This window comes from Thioalkalivibrio sp. ALD1 (assembly GCF_000381245.1).
GTDB lineage: Bacteria > Pseudomonadota > Gammaproteobacteria > Ectothiorhodospirales > Ectothiorhodospiraceae > Thioalkalivibrio.
Map to the genome: position 1 here is coordinate 187,190 of NZ_KB906242.1, position 16,911 is coordinate 204,100.

General features: G+C 66.7%; 16 protein-coding genes and 1 riboswitch. Of the genes, 14 read left to right on the top strand and 2 right to left on the bottom strand.

From position 1 onward, the window contains the following. A complete protein-coding gene (locus F623_RS0105515; RefSeq protein WP_018868316.1) occupies positions 1-903 on the bottom strand; it encodes a cobalamin-binding protein in 903 nt (300 codons plus the stop codon). 146 nt (positions 904-1,049) lie between these two features. Beyond that, a riboswitch (cobalamin riboswitch) is annotated at positions 1,050-1,252 on the top strand. Between the two features lie 94 nt (positions 1,253-1,346). Between F623_RS0105515 and bluB the strand changes: the two genes are divergently transcribed. The 10 genes from bluB to F623_RS13605 all read left to right on the top strand — a co-directional run bounded on the left by bluB (position 1,347) and on the right by F623_RS13605 (position 11,365). Continuing rightward, positions 1,347-2,066 carry a 5,6-dimethylbenzimidazole synthase gene (gene bluB / locus F623_RS0105520; RefSeq protein WP_018862345.1) on the top strand — a complete coding sequence of 240 codons (720 nt, stop codon included), beginning with the start codon at positions 1,347-1,349 and terminating at the stop codon, positions 2,064-2,066. Beyond that, the gene (gene cbiB, locus F623_RS0105525) at positions 2,063-2,965 is read left to right on the top strand and encodes an adenosylcobinamide-phosphate synthase CbiB (RefSeq protein ID WP_018868315.1); all 903 of its coding nucleotides are present in this window, start codon (positions 2,063-2,065) and stop codon (positions 2,963-2,965) included. Before bluB ends, cbiB begins: the two co-directional genes overlap by 4 nt. Positions 2,966-2,981: 16 nt before the next feature. After that, positions 2,982-3,977 (top strand): threonine-phosphate decarboxylase CobD, encoded by a 996-nt coding sequence (cobD, locus tag F623_RS0105530; RefSeq protein ID WP_018868314.1) that lies wholly within the window; start codon positions 2,982-2,984, stop codon positions 3,975-3,977. Further along, positions 3,974-5,461, top strand: a complete 1,488-nt coding sequence (locus F623_RS0105535; protein WP_019572157.1) for a cobyric acid synthase — start codon at positions 3,974-3,976, stop codon at positions 5,459-5,461. The genes cobD and F623_RS0105535 overlap by 4 nt, the downstream gene beginning before the upstream one ends. After that, entirely contained in the window at positions 5,458-5,982 is a 525-nt protein-coding gene (gene cobU, locus F623_RS0105540; RefSeq protein WP_018862349.1) for a bifunctional adenosylcobinamide kinase/adenosylcobinamide-phosphate guanylyltransferase, read from the top strand. Before F623_RS0105535 ends, cobU begins: the two co-directional genes overlap by 4 nt. Positions 5,983-6,073: 91 nt before the next feature. Further along, a complete protein-coding gene (cobT, locus tag F623_RS0105545) occupies positions 6,074-7,135 on the top strand; it encodes a nicotinate-nucleotide--dimethylbenzimidazole phosphoribosyltransferase (RefSeq protein ID WP_018862350.1) in 1,062 nt (353 codons plus the stop codon). Continuing rightward, complete coding sequence (locus tag F623_RS0105550) at positions 7,132-7,704, top strand: histidine phosphatase family protein (protein ID WP_018862351.1); 573 nt, start codon at positions 7,132-7,134, stop codon at positions 7,702-7,704. Before cobT ends, F623_RS0105550 begins: the two co-directional genes overlap by 4 nt. 109 nt (positions 7,705-7,813) lie before the next feature. Then, positions 7,814-8,584, top strand: a complete 771-nt coding sequence (gene cobS / locus F623_RS0105555; protein ID WP_018868312.1) for an adenosylcobinamide-GDP ribazoletransferase — start codon at positions 7,814-7,816, stop codon at positions 8,582-8,584. Between the two features lie 75 nt (positions 8,585-8,659). After that, positions 8,660-9,289 carry a YIP1 family protein gene (locus F623_RS0105560; protein ID WP_018868311.1) on the top strand — a complete coding sequence of 210 codons (630 nt, stop codon included), beginning with the start codon at positions 8,660-8,662 and terminating at the stop codon, positions 9,287-9,289. A 312-nt stretch (positions 9,290-9,601) separates the two neighbouring features. Beyond that, positions 9,602-11,365 (top strand): flagellin, encoded by a 1,764-nt coding sequence (locus F623_RS13605; protein ID WP_018868310.1) that lies wholly within the window; start codon positions 9,602-9,604, stop codon positions 11,363-11,365. A gap of 79 nt (positions 11,366-11,444) precedes the next feature. Here F623_RS13605 and F623_RS0105570 read toward each other — a convergent pair whose 3' ends face one another. Beyond that, entirely contained in the window at positions 11,445-13,658 is a 2,214-nt protein-coding gene (locus tag F623_RS0105570) for a bifunctional (p)ppGpp synthetase/guanosine-3',5'-bis(diphosphate) 3'-pyrophosphohydrolase (protein ID WP_018862355.1), read from the bottom strand. 118 nt (positions 13,659-13,776) lie between these two features. Between F623_RS0105570 and F623_RS0105575 the strand changes: the two genes are divergently transcribed. From F623_RS0105575 to F623_RS0105590, 4 genes are all read left to right on the top strand, one after another. Beyond that, a complete protein-coding gene (locus F623_RS0105575) occupies positions 13,777-14,637 on the top strand; it encodes an alpha/beta hydrolase (RefSeq protein ID WP_018862356.1) in 861 nt (286 codons plus the stop codon). Positions 14,638-14,801: 164 nt separating this feature from the next. Next, positions 14,802-15,695, top strand: a complete 894-nt coding sequence (locus tag F623_RS0105580; protein ID WP_018862357.1) for a hypothetical protein — start codon at positions 14,802-14,804, stop codon at positions 15,693-15,695. A 73-nt stretch (positions 15,696-15,768) separates the two neighbouring features. After that, positions 15,769-16,515 carry a class I SAM-dependent methyltransferase gene (locus F623_RS0105585; protein ID WP_018868309.1) on the top strand — a complete coding sequence of 249 codons (747 nt, stop codon included), beginning with the start codon at positions 15,769-15,771 and terminating at the stop codon, positions 16,513-16,515. A 183-nt stretch (positions 16,516-16,698) separates the two neighbouring features. Next, complete coding sequence (locus F623_RS0105590) at positions 16,699-16,908, top strand: DUF167 domain-containing protein (RefSeq protein ID WP_018862359.1); 210 nt, start codon at positions 16,699-16,701, stop codon at positions 16,906-16,908. Positions 16,909-16,911 lie beyond the last annotated feature (3 nt).

Consider the following 16,911-nt stretch of genomic DNA (forward strand, 5'->3'; position numbering starts at 1 on the left):
TCAGTCCGCCCGGCGCTGGCGGGCGCGTTCGAGTTCCTCGCACATCAGGCGGGTCCCTTCGGCAATCCGCGGGGTGTGACGCTGGAGCAGCGACGGCGGGATGAAGAACAGGTTGTCGCGCTGCACCGCGGTCATGTCCTCCCATTGTTCCCAGGCAATCACCCAGTCCGGCCGGTCTTCGCCCATGCCCCCGCCGATGATCACCTCCGGGTCGGCCTCGATCACGGCCTCGCGGTCCATGCGCGGCACCAGACGATCCAGGTGGCCGAACACATTCTTGCCCCCGCACAGGCGGATGGCCTCGCCGATCAGGTGATCGTCGTTGACCGTCATCAGGGGCTGTTCCCACACCTGGTAGAACAGCGGGACCGGGTCGCGGTCGGCATAGTCGAGCCGCAGCGTTTCGATCTCGTCGAGAAAGGCCTGTATCGCCGCTTCGCCGCGTTCCTCGGTACCGGCGAGCTGGGCCATACGCCGCATGCTGGAGGCGACGCCCTCGAAGCTGCGTGGTTCCGAGACATAGACGTTCATCCCCAGGTCGCGCAGGCGCTCGATCTGCGAGCTGGAATTGCCACTGCGCCAGGCCACCACCAGGTCCGGGTCCATTTCAACCACGCGTTCCAGGTCGATGCGGCTGTAGCCGCCGACCCGCGGGATCATCTCCGCCTCCGGCGGGAAATCGCTGTGCTGGGTGACGCCTACCAGCTTGTCTCCGGCACCGACGGCGAACAGGACTTCCGTGATGTGCGGGGCCAGGCTGACGATGCGTTCGGCGGGTCGGTCGAGTGTGACCTCCCGATCGTCATCGTCGGTCACTGTGATCGGTTCGGCCAGTGCCGGCGCCGTGCACAGGAGCGTGGCTACGAGGAAGGTCAGGTGGCGGTGGAAGACTTTGAAAGTCATTTAATATCCGTTGGTTGTCGAAAGAACATAACGTTAAAAATATGGAGCTTTTGGAGCGGCCTGCGGTCAGCGAAAGCGTCTCATCATAGCAGCAAGGGCAAGATGGTTTGGTGCCCAAATTGGCCGCGGGTGGCCTGACCGCGTATCATTGTTCGCTTTAGTCAGGTGCCTGCAGTGCGCAGGTGAAACGGGAAGCCGGTGCAAGTCCGGCGCTGCCCCCGCAACGGTAAGCGAGCGACCCAATGCTCGGCAGACTGGCCACTGGGGCCTGTGCCTGGGAAGGCGTCTGCCGATCGGCATCGCCCGACGCTCGCGAGCCCGGAGACCGGCCTGGCTGTGATTCATCCTGCGACCGTGCGGCGGGCAACGGTCGGGGGCGCAGGCGCCATCTCAGGCACCTGCTCCTTCGGTGTTTCGCCGTGCCGTCGTCTCGACGGAACCTCATGACGGCCCCAGTTCCCAACCAGGCAGAAGAGAATCCGAACGCGTTCGCCTCGGCCGAACGTGCGGCAGTCTATCGCGTGATCGGCGAGCGCCGGGACATGCGCCATTTTCGCCCCGACCCGGTGGACGTCGATACGCTGCGGCGGCTACTGGAGGCCGCGCACCAGGCGCCCAGCGTGGGGTACATGCAGCCCTGGCGCTTTCTGCGGGTGACAGACGCGCGGCTGCGCGATGCGCTGCACGGCCATGTAGCGGCGGAGCAGGCGCGTACGGCCGAGGCCTGCGGCGAGCGCGCCGCCGAGGTGCACCGGCTGAAGCTCGAAGGCATCCGCGATGCCGGCGAGCTGCTGGTGGTCGCCCTGACCGACGGGCGTGAACGCTACGTGCTGGGCCGGCGCACGATCCCGGAGATGGACCTGTGCTCCGCCGCCTGTGCGATCCAGAACCTGTGGCTGGCGGCCCGGGCCGAGGGGCTGGGCATGGGCTGGGTCTCCCTGTTCGACCCGGACTGGCTGGCCGGGGAGCTGGGAATGCCGGAAGGGGCCTGGCCGATCGCGATCCTGTGTCTGGGTCATGTGGATGCGTTCTATGAGCGGCCGATGCTGGAAACCGAGGGCTGGGATCAACGGCGGTCGCTGGACGAACTGGTGTTCGAGAATCGCTGGGAACAACGGGACTCAAGTGCGGATGCGCCGCGCACGGCTCGACGCCGCGCATGACCACCTTCGCCCTGCTGGTCGCCGCGCTGGTGCTGGATCGGCTGCTGGGGGACCCTCGGCGCGGCCATCCACTGGCTGGCTTCGGGATGCTGGCGGCCGGGGCGGAGCGGCGCGGCCACGCGGATTCGGTCTGGCGCGGCGGCTTCTGGGTACTGGTACTGGTCTTGCCCTTCGGGCTCGCGGCCTGGTGGCTGAGCCGCCTCCCGGGCGGCTGGCTGGTGGAGCTGGCCGTGCTGTGGCTGGCGCTCGGTGGGCGCGGGCTGGAGCAGCATGCCCGTCGCGTGGCTGATGCCCTTCAGGCCGGGGACCTTCCTGGCGCCCGACTGGCGGTCGGCATGCTGGTCAGCCGCGATACCTCCGAGCTGGACGCGTCGGGTGTTCGTGCGGCCACGGCGGAGTCGGTGCTGGAGAACGGCAACGATGCGGTGTTCGCGACGGTATTCTGGTTCCTGGTCGCGGGTGCGGCGGGTGTCGTGGTCTACCGGCTGGTGAACACGCTGGATGCGATGTGGGGCTACCGCACACCGCGCCATGCACGCTTCGGGCGGGTCGCGGCGCGGCTGGACGATATCCTGAACTGGGTTCCGGCACGCCTGACCAGCCTGGCCTATGCGCTGGCCGGGCAGACACGTACGGCGCTGCGCTGCTGGCGCGATCAGGGCACGCGCTGGAAGAGCCCGAACGCGGGGCCGGTGATGGCCGCCGGGGCGGGGGCGCTGGGGGTGACGCTGGGTGGCCCGGCACGCTATGCCGGGGGTACCGAGGACCGGCCGGTTCTCGGTGCCGGCGCCGCCCCGGGCCCGAGCACGATCGACGGCGCACTGCAGCTGGTCGATCGCGCGCTGGCGATCTGGCTGGTGGCCATCGCAACAGGAGTGCTGATTCTTGTATTCGTCTAACGCCACAACCGAATCCGTGAACGGGCCGCTGGAGCAGGTCCACGGGGGCGGTGTGCGTGCGGCGGCCGTGCATTACGGAATCCCCGTGGCGCAGTGGCTGGACCTGTCCACGGGCATCAACCCGCAGGGTTATCCAGTAGGGCCAGTCCCCGCCGAGGTCTGGCAACGCCTGCCGGAGGACGAGGACGGGCTGGAGGCGGCGGCCCGTGCGTACTACAGCGCTGAATCGCTGCTGCCGGTCGCCGGTTCCCAAGCGGCGATCCAGGCGCTGCCAAGGCTGCGCGCGGGGCGTGCGCGGGTCGGGGTACTGGAGCCGAGCTACAACGAGCACGCCCGAGCCTGGCGCGCGGCCGGACACGAAGTGGTCGCGGTGAGCGAAGACGAGCTCGCGGGGGCGGCGGCCACGCTGGACGTACTGGTGCTGGTCAATCCGAACAACCCCACCGCCGTGTATTTCGACCTCGAGACGCTGCTCGACTGGCACCGCACGCTTGCCGCGCGCGGTGGCTGGCTGGTGGTGGACGAGGCCTTCATGGACACCACGCCCGAACGGAGCCTGGCCGGATATACGCCGCGCGAGGGACTGTTCGTGCTGCGCTCGCTGGGCAAGTTCTTTGGCCTGGCCGGGGCGCGGGTCGGCTTCGTACTGGCCCCGGATGACTGGCTGCGGCGTATCGCCGAGCTGCTGGGGCCGTGGAGCGTGCCGGGTCCCGCGCGTTGGGTGGCGACTCAGGCGCTGGAAGACCGGGAGTGGCAGGCCCAAACACGCTGGCGACTACAGGAGGCGGGGCGCCGGCTCGAGACGCTGCTGCGGGATGCCGGTTTGCCGCCGGCGGGCAGGACGCCGCTGTTCCAGTGGTGCCGGACCGAGCGCGCCCAGGTGATTCAGGATGCGCTGGCGCGTCAGGGCATCCTCGTGCGTCGTTTCGACCGTCCGGCCAGCCTGCGCTTCGGTCTGCCAGGGAGCGAGGCCGAATGGGAGCGGCTGGAAGCGGGGCTGCGACAGACATGACTGGTACAACGCTCATGGTGCAGGGCACCACCTCGGATGCCGGCAAGAGCGTGCTGGTGGCCGGGCTGGCGCGGGTGCTGCATCGGCGTGGGCTGTCGGTGGTGCCGTTCAAGCCGCAGAACATGGCGCTGAACAGCGCGGTCACCCTGGACGGCGGCGAGATCGGGCGTGCCCAGGCCCTGCAGGCCGCCGCCTGCGGCCTGGAGCCGCATACCGACATGAATCCGGTGCTGCTCAAGCCCAGTTCCGATCAGGGGGCGCAGGTGATCATCCACGGCCGCCCGGCGGCCGAGCTGGATGCCCGTGCCTACCACGACTACAAGCCCGTCGCCCGCGAGGCCGTGCTGGCCTCCCATCGACGGCTGACGGTGCAGTACGCGCATGTACTGGTGGAAGGCGCGGGCTCCCCGGCGGAGATCAACCTGCGCGCAGGCGATATCGCCAACATGGGGTTTGCCGAGGCGGTGGACTGTCCGGTGATCCTGGTCGCGGATATCGACCGCGGCGGCGTGTTCGCGCATCTGGTGGGCACGCTGGCGTTGCTGAGCGAGACCGAACGCACACGGGTGCAGGGTTTTGTGATCAACCGGTTTCGCGGCGATATCGCGCTCCTGCAGCCGGGGCTGGACTGGCTGGAGCAGGAGACCGGCAAGCCCGTGCTGGGCGTGATCCCGTACCTGCACGGGCTGTACCTGGATGCCGAGGATGCCCTGCCGCGCGAGGCGGTGCCGGAAAAGGCGGCGGATGCCCTGAAGGTCGTCGTGCCCGCCCTACCGCGCATCTCCAACCATACCGATTTCGATCCGCTGCGCCTGCACCCGGGTGTGGACCTTCGCTTCGCCGGGCCGGGCGAGTCGCTGCAGCCGGCGGACGTGGTCATCCTGCCGGGGTCCAAGGCCGTGCGCGACGACCTCGCCTGGTTGCGCGAACAGGGCTGGGAAGAAGAGCTGCAGCGCCATGTGCGTTATGGCGGCAAGGTGCTCGGGATCTGTGGCGGTTTCCAGATGCTGGGCCGTACCGTGCACGACCCCGACGGTGTCGAGGGGCGGCCCGGCTCCACGCCGGGACTGGGCTGGCTGGACATCGAGACGCGTCTAGCACCGGAAAAGCGCCTGGAACGTGTTCACGGGGATCGTGTGCTGGGCCAGGAAGCCCACGTGGAGGGCTACGAGATTCATGCCGGTGTGACGACCGGGCCCGGGCTGGATCGCCCGTTGCTGGAGCTGCAGCATGGCCCGGATGGCGCACGCAGCGAGGACGAGGCCGTGGCGGGGACCTATGTCCACGGGGTATTCGATACCTCCGCCGCAGCCGAGGCCCTTCTGCGCTGGGCCGGCATGCGCACGGAGACGGAGCACGGCGAAGACCTGACGACCGCACGCGAGCGCGGCCTGGAACGCCTGGCCGATACCCTGGAGGCGCATCTGGACCTGGGGCGCATCCTTGCCCTGCTGCGGGCAGGGAACACGGAGCCTGTGACATGAAGGCCCTGGTACTGGGGGGTGTGCGTTCCGGCAAGAGTCGGCTGGCGGAGCAGCTGGCCGATGCCAGCGGCTTGCACGTGACCTATGTCGCTACCGCGCGTGCCGACGACGCCGAGATGGCACGCCGCATCGAGCGCCACCGTGCCGACCGTCCCGGGGACTGGGGGCTGATCGAGGCGGATACCGGTCTGGCCGCCGCGCTGGAAGAGGCCGCAAGGCCAGATGAATGCCTGCTGGTGGATTGCCTGACCCTGTGGCTGACCCAGCTCCTGTGCACCGAGAACGAGGCCCTGATCGAGCGCGAGCGGGAGGCCCTGATCGCCACCGTGCCCCGCCTGCCGGGCACACTGGTGTTTGTGTCTAACGAGACCGGCATGGGCATTACCCCGATGGACGCGCTGTCCCGCCGCTTCGCCGACGAGGCGGGCTGGCTGCACCAGCGCCTGGCCCCGGCGATGGACCGTGTCGTGCTGACCGTTGCTGGCCTCCCGCACGTGCTCAAGGGCGAACGGCTGGAATGAATGCACCAACGCGCGCAACGACGAAGCAATGACGGGGCTTGTGGATGCTACGCATGGATGTAGGGCGTTGGTTTCGATATCGGAGGAACAAGTGACCGAAGACTGTGACTGGCTGCAGGTGCCGCCGGCACCCCTGAGCGCCGATGCGCGCCAGGCGGCGGCCGAGCGGCAGGCCCAGCTGACCAAGCCGCCGGGATCGCTCGGGCGGCTGGAGGCGATCGCCGAGCGCCTGGCCGCTATGCAGGGTGCGGCCCAGCCTACGCTCGAGCGTGTCCATGTTGCGGTTTTTGCGGGCGATCACGGTGTGGTGGCGGAGGGCATTTCGCGTTTCCCGCAGGCGGTGACCGCGCAGATGGTCGCGAACTTCGCGAATGGCGGCGCGGCGATCTCGGTGCTGGCGCGGCACCTGGGCGCGTCCATCGAGGTGATCAATCTAGGTACCGTGGCACAGCCACCGGCCGTCAGCGGTGTACAGCAGCTGAACCTGGGCCCCGGCACCGCCAACCTGGCCCGGGAACCCGCGATGACACCGGCGCAACTGGAACGCGCGCTGAACGCCGGCCGCCAGTGTGCCGAGCGTGCGCGACGGGGTGGGGCACAACTGTTCATCGGTGGCGAGATGGGCATCGGGAACACGACGGCGGCCGCTGCACTCGCCTGCTCACTGCTGGATCTGCCGCCGGTCGATCTGGCCGGGCCCGGCACGGGTCTGGACGCGAATGGCGTACGCCACAAGGCCGAAGTGATCGAGCAGGCCCTGCGCACCCACGCAGGGGTGCGTGGCGAGGCACTGGGCAGCCTGCGCTGTCTTGGGGGCTTCGAGATCGCGGGGCTGGCCGGTGCCTACATCGCCGCGGCGCAGATCGGGCTGCCGGTGCTGGTCGATGGTTTCATCAGCACCTCGGCGGCGCTGGTGGCCGAGCGGCTGTGCCCGGGCACAGCGGACTGGTTTTTCTATGCCCACAGTTCGGCGGAGCCGGGGCACCAGCGGCTGCTGGAAGCACTGGCGGCCGAGCCGCTGCTCGATCTGGGCATGCGCCTCGGCGAGGGCAGCGGGGCAGCCACTGCCGTGCCCCTGCTGCGCCTGGCCTGTGAGCTGCACTCCGGCATGGCCACCTTCGCCGAGGCTGGCGTATCGGGCGATACCCCGTGAATGCGGCAGCCCGGGTCGGCCTGCTGCGCCACGGCGAGACGACCGGCACCGGCTTTCGCGGGCGCGGCTGCGACGATCCGCTGACCCCGGAAGGTGAGCGGGCGATGCGCGCGGCGTTCGAATCCTCCGGCGAGTGGGATCGCGTTGTGTGCTCGCCACTGCAGCGCTGCCGACTCCCGGCCGAAGGCTTTGCCCGCGCGGCCGGGATTCCGGTTCAATGCGATCCCCGCCTGCAGGAACTACATTTCGGTGACTGGGAGGGGAAAACGGCCGAGGCCCTAATGCAGACGGACGCCGAAGCGCTGGGTCGGTTCTGGGAGGACCCGTTCGGCTACCCGCCACCGAACGGCGAAGACCTCGGCAGCTTCCGCGACCGGGTGCTGGCCGGCTGGGAGCAAAGCGTGGTCGCGACGGCCGATCGCGTCCTCGTCGTCACACACGCCGGAGTGATCCGCCTGCTGCGTGCCCACCAGGAGGGCTGGCCGCTGGAGAAGCTATTGTCGATCGAAGTCCCGTTGGCCTCGCTGCACGTAGTCGAACCAAGCCAGCGCGCAGGGATGCCCTCGTGATCCGGCAGAACCTATGTAGGAGGCCAGCCCCCTGGCCGATGGGGCGTTGGCATATTCCCAATCGGCCAGAGGGCTGGCCTCCTACAGTAAGATTGGAAGGAGAGGCGCAATGAACTCCGTGTTTGCCCCCTTCTGGCTGGCTCTGCAGTTCCTGACGCGCGTGCCGACACCTGCGCTGGATCCCCGACCCGAGGACCTCGGTCGCTCGGTTCTCGCCTATCCACTGGTGGGGCTGATCCTGGGGCTGCTGCTGGTACTGGTGGGCATCGGGCTGTCCGCGATTCCCGGAGCGCCGGTGTTGCTGGTCGCGGCGCTGGTGCTGACGTTCTGGGTGGCGCTGACCGGCGCGCTGCACCTGGACGGGCTGGCGGACACGGTAGATGCCTGGGTCGGCGGCCAGCGGCATCCGGAGCGGGCCCAGGCCATCATGAAAGACCCGGCCTGTGGCCCGATGGCGGTCGCGGCGCTGGTCCTGATCCTGTTGCTGAAAGGTACGGCGCTGGTGGCAGTGGTCGAGGCCGGTGCCTGGATTGCGCTGCTGCTCGCGGTGCTGCTGGGGCGCGTGGTTCCGCCGGTTCTGTTTCTAACCACCCCCTACGTGAACCCCGTGGGATTGGGTGCGGACATGGCGCAGCACCTTCCACGGGGCGCCGCCATCGGCGTTGTCGCCGCCTCGGCCACCGTGGTGCTGGTGCTGGGCCTGCTGTCCGGCCTTTGGGGCGTGATACCGGCTTTGCTCGCCCTTGGCCTGCTGCTGTGGGCCGCGACGCGCGTGCTGAGGCGCTGGCTGGGAGGGTTCACCGGCGATACGGCCGGGGCGACGCTGGAGCTGGTGGAAACCCTGACGCTCGTGATTCTGGTGCTGGCACTCGCGGGCTAGGCGCTGGTCGGCCAAGGCGAGGTGCGAGGCCGGTGTTGTCACAAAAGCGTCACGGGATTGCCACATACTGACGGGATGAGCTCATTTCCCTCCCGCCTGAACCCGGGCCGGTTAGTCCTGCGTACGCTGACGAATCCACTGCGCGCGGTACGCGAGGCGGCCGAACTGGAAACGGCCCCGCCCTGGTGGCAGACCTTTCTCCATCTGGCGTTCCCGGTGCTGCTGGTCAGCGTGATCGTCAGCCAGTGGCTGTACCAGATCATCCCGACGGGGTTGCCGCCGGGGGCAATGCCGGGCGCATGGGGCTTTGGCGTCTACAGTGTGTTGGCGATGAGCATCGGGGTGCTGGGCCTGGCCTGGTCCGCGCACTACCTGACCGAGCTATTCCAGGGCTACTCCCATCCGGATCAGGCGATGCTGGCCGTGACCATCGGCTTGCTGCCCGCCTGGGTGGGGAAGGTGGCCGCCGCCTTTCCCTGGCCCTGGGGCAACACCATCGGCCTGCTGCTGATCTTCTACAGCCTGTGGCTGCTGTATTGGTCACTGTGCGGCATCCTCGGCCTGAAGCGCGGCAATCGCATCGGTCTGTTCGTGGCCACCGTCTTCTGCGGCGCCTTCATCACCCTCATCTTCGGCTGGCTGCTGATGGACCTGATCCCCGGCGCCACCCCCGAGACCCGCATCGGCACCACCTGGCTGATCTGATGCGCCCGCCCTGTAGGAGGCCAGCCCTCTGGCCGATGGGGCACTGCTGAACATCGATCGGCCAGAGGGCTGGCCTCCTACAGGGGGCAACCAAAGAACTGGGGTCCGCTTTGTTGACGACTCGGGTGCGGCAGTCGGGATCGGGATGGCGCTGCGGTGGGGGTGGCAAGCATTTGCCGGGGGGATGAAAAAAATTGTGGTTCTGAGCTAAAGGTTCTCAGGGGGAGGTCGTTAAGGCTCCTGAGAGCGGGGATTGGCCCGTTCGCCAGAACCGCCGAGGCGGTGACGCAAGACTCTTACAGGAGAGCGACCATGTCTCAGATCATCAACACCAACATCATGTCCCTGAATGCTCAGCGCAATCTGAGCAATTCGCAGGGCGCGCTTGCCCAGAGCCTTGAGCGACTGTCCTCGGGCCTGCGCATCAACAGCGCCAAGGATGACGCCGCCGGGCTGGCGATCTCCGAGCGCTTTACCACGCAGATTCGCGGTCTGAACCAGGCCGTGCGTAACGCGAACGACGGCATTTCGCTGGCGCAGACCGGTGAAGGGGCCCTGCAGGAGGTGCAGAACAACCTGCAGCGTATTCGCGAGCTGGCCGTGCAGTCGGCGAACGCGACCAACTCCGACTCCGACCGCGAGGCGATCAACCGCGAGGTGCAGCAGCGTCTGCAGGAGATCGACCGGATTGCGGACCAGACCTCGTTCAACGGCCAGAAGATCCTGGATGGCAGCTTTGGGGATGCCAAGTTCCAGGTGGGCGCCAATGTGGGCGAGACCATCGATCTGAACCTCGAATCGAGTACCCGTCTCGGCGATATCGGCAAGATGGCGACGGCGACCAGCGACGCGGATTTTGGCGAGGTGCTGTCCGCAGGCACCCCCGAACTGACGATTGGTGGATTCGGGGATCTGGACTTCGATGAGGGGGACGGGGTCACCGGGACCATCGAGATGGGTGGCGAGACGCTGACGATCTCGGCCGGGGATGTCGACGATCTTGAGGGTCTGGCAACTGAGATCAACGGCTGGGGCGGTCTGCCGGACGGCGTCCAGGCCTCCGTGGTCGATGGCGAGCTGGTGATCGGCCTGACCGAGGCGTATGCGGGCGGCGACCTGGCCATTGACGTCAACCTGTCCGATGACACGGGTGAAGATGCCAACACGGTGGGGCCTAGGTCAGTGATTGCAGGTTCCAATTCGACGACATCTCTCGGCCCGATTAACAATCTGGATTTGTCGACCGGCGGCAGTGGCTCGTTCACCTATGATTTTGGCAGTGGTGACGTTGACGTGACCTTCAGCTGGAATGAGGGCGACTCTGGCGGGGATGTGGCGACAGCAATCACAAACGCGATAGACGAAAACAACATCACGGTTATTTACGACGGTACGAACCTTCTCGTCGAAAATAACGATACGACCGACTTCGTAATCACCGATTTTGAAATGAGCGATAACACGGGCACTGAGTCAAATACGGTCCAGGCCGCTGGGACGTTGACCCCTGCCCAGACCATCGAAGTTGGCGAAGGTGATTTTACAATCCGGACGGGTGATAACGAGTCTGTCGAGGTGGCGGCCGGCACCTATTCGAGCCAGCAGGATTTAATCGACGCGATGAATGCCGCGCTGGTCGGCGAGGCCCGAGCGTTTGTGGGCGAGGATGGTCAGTTGAACGTGCGTTCCTCTTCGGAGATCACCATTGGGGGGACAGTCGGGCTGAACGTGCTCAATTTCAGCGAGGAGAATGAGCCTGGTGGCAGCCTGGCGGGCGTGGATGTGCTGACGGTCGCCAACGCCAACAACGTGATCGAGCGAGTGGACTCGGCGCTGACCGCGGTGAGTGACATCCGTAGTGACTTCGGGGCGATCCAGAACCGCTTCGAGTCGACGATCTCCAACCTGACGCAGACCTCGGAGAACCTGGAGGAATCCCGGTCCCGTATCCGCGATGCGGACTTCGCGACCGAGACGGCCGAGCTGACCCGGGCACAGATCCTGCAGCAGGCCGGTACCTCGGTGCTGTCGCAGGCGAATGCGGTCCCGCAGAACGCCCTGGCCCTGCTGCAGTAAGTGGGGAAATCAAGGCAGGCACAGGCTGGCGTGGTAATCGCGCAGCGCGCTGCCCGATGCCGCGAAACAGCCGGGGTGGCTACGGCTTCGCAGCGTCCCCAGGGCTGGGGATGCGGCGGACGGACTGGACGCTGCCGAGGGATTGCAGGCGGTCGAACAGGGTGCTGAGTTCGCCGAGGTCCGTGATTTCGGCTTCGAGTTCCATGTGCACGCTGCGGTCGTTGGGGTCGGTGCGGGTGCTTACGCGCAGCAGGTTGATGCCGCTGGCGGAGAAGGCGTTGCCGACTTCGCCCAGCAGGCCGGCGCGGTCGTGGGCCTCGAGCTCGAGGGTGATGGGTTCGCGTTCGGGTTCGTCGCCCCAGGATACGGGAATCAGGCGGCCGCGCTTTTCCTCCGGCATGCGCAGGATGTTGACGCAGTCGCTGCGGTGGACGGAGACGCCGGCGCCGCGGGTGATGAAGCCGACGATCGAGTCGCCCGTTTGCGGGTTGCAGCAGCGCGCGCGGGTGGTCAGCAGTCCGCCGACGCCGCGGATGCGGATCTCGTCGTCCTGGATGCGGCCTTCCCGGCGGGGTTCGGCCGGCCGGGGTGGGGCGGCTTCTTCGGTACGGCTTTTCTCTGCCTGGCGCTGCTCGCGCAGCTGTTGGGAGATGCGCCCGGCAATCTGGTTCGTGGTGATATCGCCAGCGCCCAGCGCGATCAGCAGTTCGTCGAAGGTCTGAAACTTCATGGCTTCGGCGAGGGCGCTGCGGTCCAGGTCGGTGCCGCAGCCCAGGCGCTGGCATTCGCGGTCGAGCAGGTGCTTGCCGGTGGCCAGGTGTTCGTCCTGGTGCTGCTGGCGGAACCAGGTGCGCACCTTGGAGCGGGCGCGGGCGGTGTTCAGATAGCCGAGATTGGGATTGAGCCAGTCGCGACTGGGGGCGCCCTCACGGGTGGTCAGCACCTCGACGCGTTCGCCGGACTTAAGCTTGTAGGTGAGCGGTACGATATGCCCGTCCACCTTGGCCCCCCGGCAGCGGTGGCCGACCTCGGTGTGCACGGCGTAGGCGAAATCCAGTGGCGTGGCGCCCTGGGTCAGGTCCATCACCTCGCCCTGGGGCGTGAGCACGAATACGCGCTGGTGCAGTGGCTCGCTCTGGATCTCGTCGAGCAGGTTCTGATCCGAGTTGTCGGTGGCCTCCAGCAGTTGCCGTAGACTGCTGATCGCCCGGTTGAGTGCCTGGTCCTCGCGCCCGCCCTCCTTGTAGCGCCAGTGCGCGGCGACCCCGAGCTCGGCGAAGTCGTCCATCTCGCGGGTGCGGATCTGCACCTCGACGACCTTGCCCTCGGGACCGACCACGGCGGTGTGCAGTGACTGGTAGCCGTTGTCCTTGGGGTTGGCGATGTAGTCGTCGAACTCGCTGGGCAGGTGGCGCCAGTCGTTGTGCACGATGCCGAGTACGGTGTAGCAGGTGGCGAGCTCGTCGACGATTACGCGGGTGGCGCGCAGGTCGTAGAGCTCGTCCAGCGAGGTCTGCTTGCGCTGCAGCTTTTTCCAGATGCTGTAGATGTGCTTCGGCCGTCCGAATACCCGCGCCCGGATACCGGCTTCGGCCAGCCGGTCGCGCAGGCTATGGGCGAAGCGCTCGATATAGGTCTCGCGCTCGGTGCGGTTTTCCTCCAGCCCCTTGGCGATCTCGCGGTAGGTCTCGGGTTCGAGGATGCGCAGAGCGAGGTCTTCCATCTCCCATTTCAGCTGACCTACGCCCAGACGGTTCGCCAGCGGGGCGATCACGTCAAGGGTTTCCTGTGCGAGTACGCGAGCGCCGTCGTCCGGCTCCTTGACGGCCAGGCGCAGGTGCTGCACCCGATAGGCGAGTTTGATCAGCACCGCGCGCACGTCGTCGACCATCGCCATCAGCATGCGGCGCAGGCGTTCGGCCTGTTCCGGACGCCCTGCCGGGGCCTCGAAACGACGGCTCACCAGCGTGGCCACGTTGACCGTCAAACGTGCGATGGAGTCGCCAAAGCGTTCCTTGAGGGAGTGTTCGTTGACCTGTCGGGCGAGATACGCGCTGACCAGAAGGACGGCGGTGATCGTCTGCCGATCCACGTTCAGTTGGCGCAGGATCTCGGCAACGTCCAGGGGGTGCGCTTCGAGACTCGAGGTGTCCACCGAAGCCAGCGCCATGGCCAGCGCGTCTGTCAGTGCGTCGGATGACGTCGAATCGCCGTTGGGCCCTGCAAAGTGCGCCACCAGCTGGTCGCGGTCCAGGCCCTGCAGGTCGGTGTTGGTGAGTAGCGAGTGGCGCATGGTGAATGCGTATTGTACGTCAGGCTTACCTGGGGCCAAGGCCGCGATTGACGGCAACTTGTGTGACGGGTGTCGGGTTTGGCTTGCCTTCGCACCGATGCCCGGTCACGATCAGGGCATGCTGAACCTTATCAAGCTGGTCCTCGTTCTGTTGGTCGGATATGCCCTGATTGTGGGTCTGGTCTATCTGACACAGGACCGGCTGATCTACATGCCGAGCAGCAATGTAATCGGTAATCCCTCGAACATCGGTCTGGAGTACGAGGATGTGGCGCTGGAGACCGAGGACGGTGTCCAGTTGCACGGGTGGTATCTGCCGGGGCCGGCGGACGATGCGCCCGTCCTGCTGTTCCTGCATGGCAATGCGGGCAACATCGGGCACCGCCTGGAGTCACTCGAGCAGTTCCACCATCTGGGGCTGGCCGTGCTGATCATCGACTACCGTGGGTACGGCCAGAGCCAGGGTCGCCCGGACGAGGAGGGGACCCATCAGGACGCCCGCGCGGCCTGGAACTGGCTGCGCGAACACCTGGAGTACGAACCCGACGAAATCGTGCTGTTCGGTCGCTCTCTGGGCGCCGCCGTGGCGGCGCGGCTGGCGGAAACGAAGAATCCTGCGGCGGTGATCCTGGAGGCGGCATTCACCTCGGCGGCCGACCTGGGAGCGGAGATCTATCCCTGGCTGCCCGTGCGCGCCCTGATCCGGCATGAATATGACGTGCTGGGGCGGGTTGGGGCGATCGAGGCGCCACTGCTACTGGCGCATGCGCGCGATGACGAGATCGTGCCGTTTGCGCACTCCGAGCGCCTGCTGGAGGCGAGTGGCGACGGCGCGCGCTTGATGAAAATGGACGGTGGCCATAACGACGCGTTCCGCGCCACGGGGCCCCGCTATACCGAAGGTCTGCGCGAGTTTCTGGAAGACGCGGGTCTGGAGCTGCGTCCGCCGGAGCGGTCGGAAGAAGGGGACGAGGGATAGGCGTGGTGATAAAATCTCCTGCTTTTGTGCCTGCCTCGAACCGCATGGACGCATGAATGCCTCAACTTGAACTTGGCCCTCCGGGGCTCGCGATCGGACGACAGGAAGGCCGGGATGCCGCGCCAATCCTGACGCTGCGTTTTGGGGGCGCTACCGGCGCTACTTTGCGTCCCGATGGTATCGACATCGCCCTGGGTCTCGAGCCGCTGGAGATCCCGGAAGGCAGTGAGGTGGCGCCCGAGCTCTGGTATGCGGCGGGGGCCGTACGCACCGAACAGATTGCTGACCTGATGCTGGCGCAAGCGGGCGACCGGCTCGTGGGCTGCTGGTATAGGGCGCATGGTGCCGACGAGGATCCCGAGGCGATCACCGAGCACGCCTATCACGCCATTCTCGAGGCCTGCCAGCAGCGAGGCTTTGGGCATCTGGTGCGCGCCTGGAACTACTTCCCCGAGATCAACCAGGAGTTGCACGGCCAAGAGCGTTATCGCAGCTTTTGTGCCGGGCGCGCTCGGGTGTTCGAGGCGCTGCCGGATTTCGAGCGGCACTTGCCGGCAGCGACGGCTATCGGCACGCATGTCGACGGCATGCTGATCTATTTCATCGCCATGCGCGAGACCACGCTGCGCATCGAGAATCCGCGTCAGGTCAGTGCATTTCGCTATCCGCGGCAGTACGGCCCGCGCAGCCCGTCGTTCGCGCGCGCACGGATGAGTCAGGAAGCGGGCGGGGCTGCGGAGCTGTTCATCTCCGGCACGGCAAGCATTGTGGGTCACGAGAGTCGGCATGCCGGTGATCTCGAGGCACAGATTGACGAGAGTCTGCGCAACATTGGCGTGCTGCTGGAGGCGGCCTCCGAGGAGGGCTCCGTGGCCCTGCGCGATCCAGGCGAGCTCTCGATGCTGAAGGTCTATCTGCGCCATCGCGCGGACGGCGCGCGAGCGTGGCGTCATCTGCGCCAGTGTCTGGGCGACGACGTAGACGTACTGATCCTGCATGGCGACATCTGCCGCAGCGAGCTTTTGGTGGAGATCGAAGGGCTGTACCGCGAGGGGTAGCCGTTTGGGGTCGCTCGCTGTGTACAGTCACGCGGGGGTCGGCACGCAGCACACGAAAAAATGGGGGGCTTTGATGAGTGATACGGGCTATGAACCGCATCCGGTGCTGAAGGACTATTACGGCGACGAGTCGGAAAAGCGGGCGTTTGTCGACGACCTGTTCGACCGGACGGCGCCACATTACGACCGCATCCTGCGCTGGGGCTTTCTGGGCACCGGCCAGGCGTATCGCCGCTACGCGCTGAAGCAGTCTGGCCTGAAGCCCGGTATGGATGTCCTGGATGTCGCGACGGGCACGGGCCCGGTGGCGCGCGAAGTGCGCAAGGTGGTCGGTGACGAGAACATCACCTGTGTCGATCCCAGCCGCGGCATGATTGACGTGGCCCGGCGCTCGATCAAGGCGCGCTTCATCGAGGGTCTGGGCGAGCAATTGCCGCTGCCGGACAAACAGTTCGACCGCGTTTACATGGGGTACGGCCTGCGCCATGTGCGCGACCTGCACGAGCTGTTTGGCGAGTACTTCCGTGTACTCAAGCCGGGCGGTCGCTGCATGATCCTCGAGGTCTCGCGTCCCAGCACCGAACGCCAGTTCAAGATGGCGCGGTTCTACTTCCGCGACTTCATCCCGTTTCTCAGCCGTCTGCTGACGCGCGACCCGGATGGCCACCTCCTGATGCGCTATTTCTGGGACACGATCAACGAGTGCGTGCCGCCGGAGAGAATCATGGGCGTGCTGGAGGATGTCGGCTTTCGCGACGTCGAGCGTGAAGTGCAACTCGGCGTTTTCAGCGCCTATCGGGCGACCCGGCCGGCGGAATAGGACTTGTGGCCCGGTTAAGGAGACGCTGATTTAATCGCACGTCCGCGTTGGTGCCCCCTGTTTTCCGAGACAAGGCGCGTCGTGTAGCGGGTAGTGGTTCTACCCGCAAGCGGCGCAACGCAGGATCGGGGAACAGGGGGCACCAACCCCACAAGCCATTGAAAGCAGGGGCTCGGCCCGTGGATGGGCGATATCCTCAAACTGCAGGTTCAGGCCCCGCCAGAAAAGGGCCGCGCGAACGAGGCCGTTTGTGCTTTGCTGGCAAAGACGCTGGGTTGCCCGCCCCGGGACGTGAGCGTGGTGGCGGGCGTGACCGGGCGAGACAAGACCGTGGCGATCGAGGGTTACAGCGAGGCGGATCTGCGCCGCGCGTTACCATCCAACTCACCGTAACAA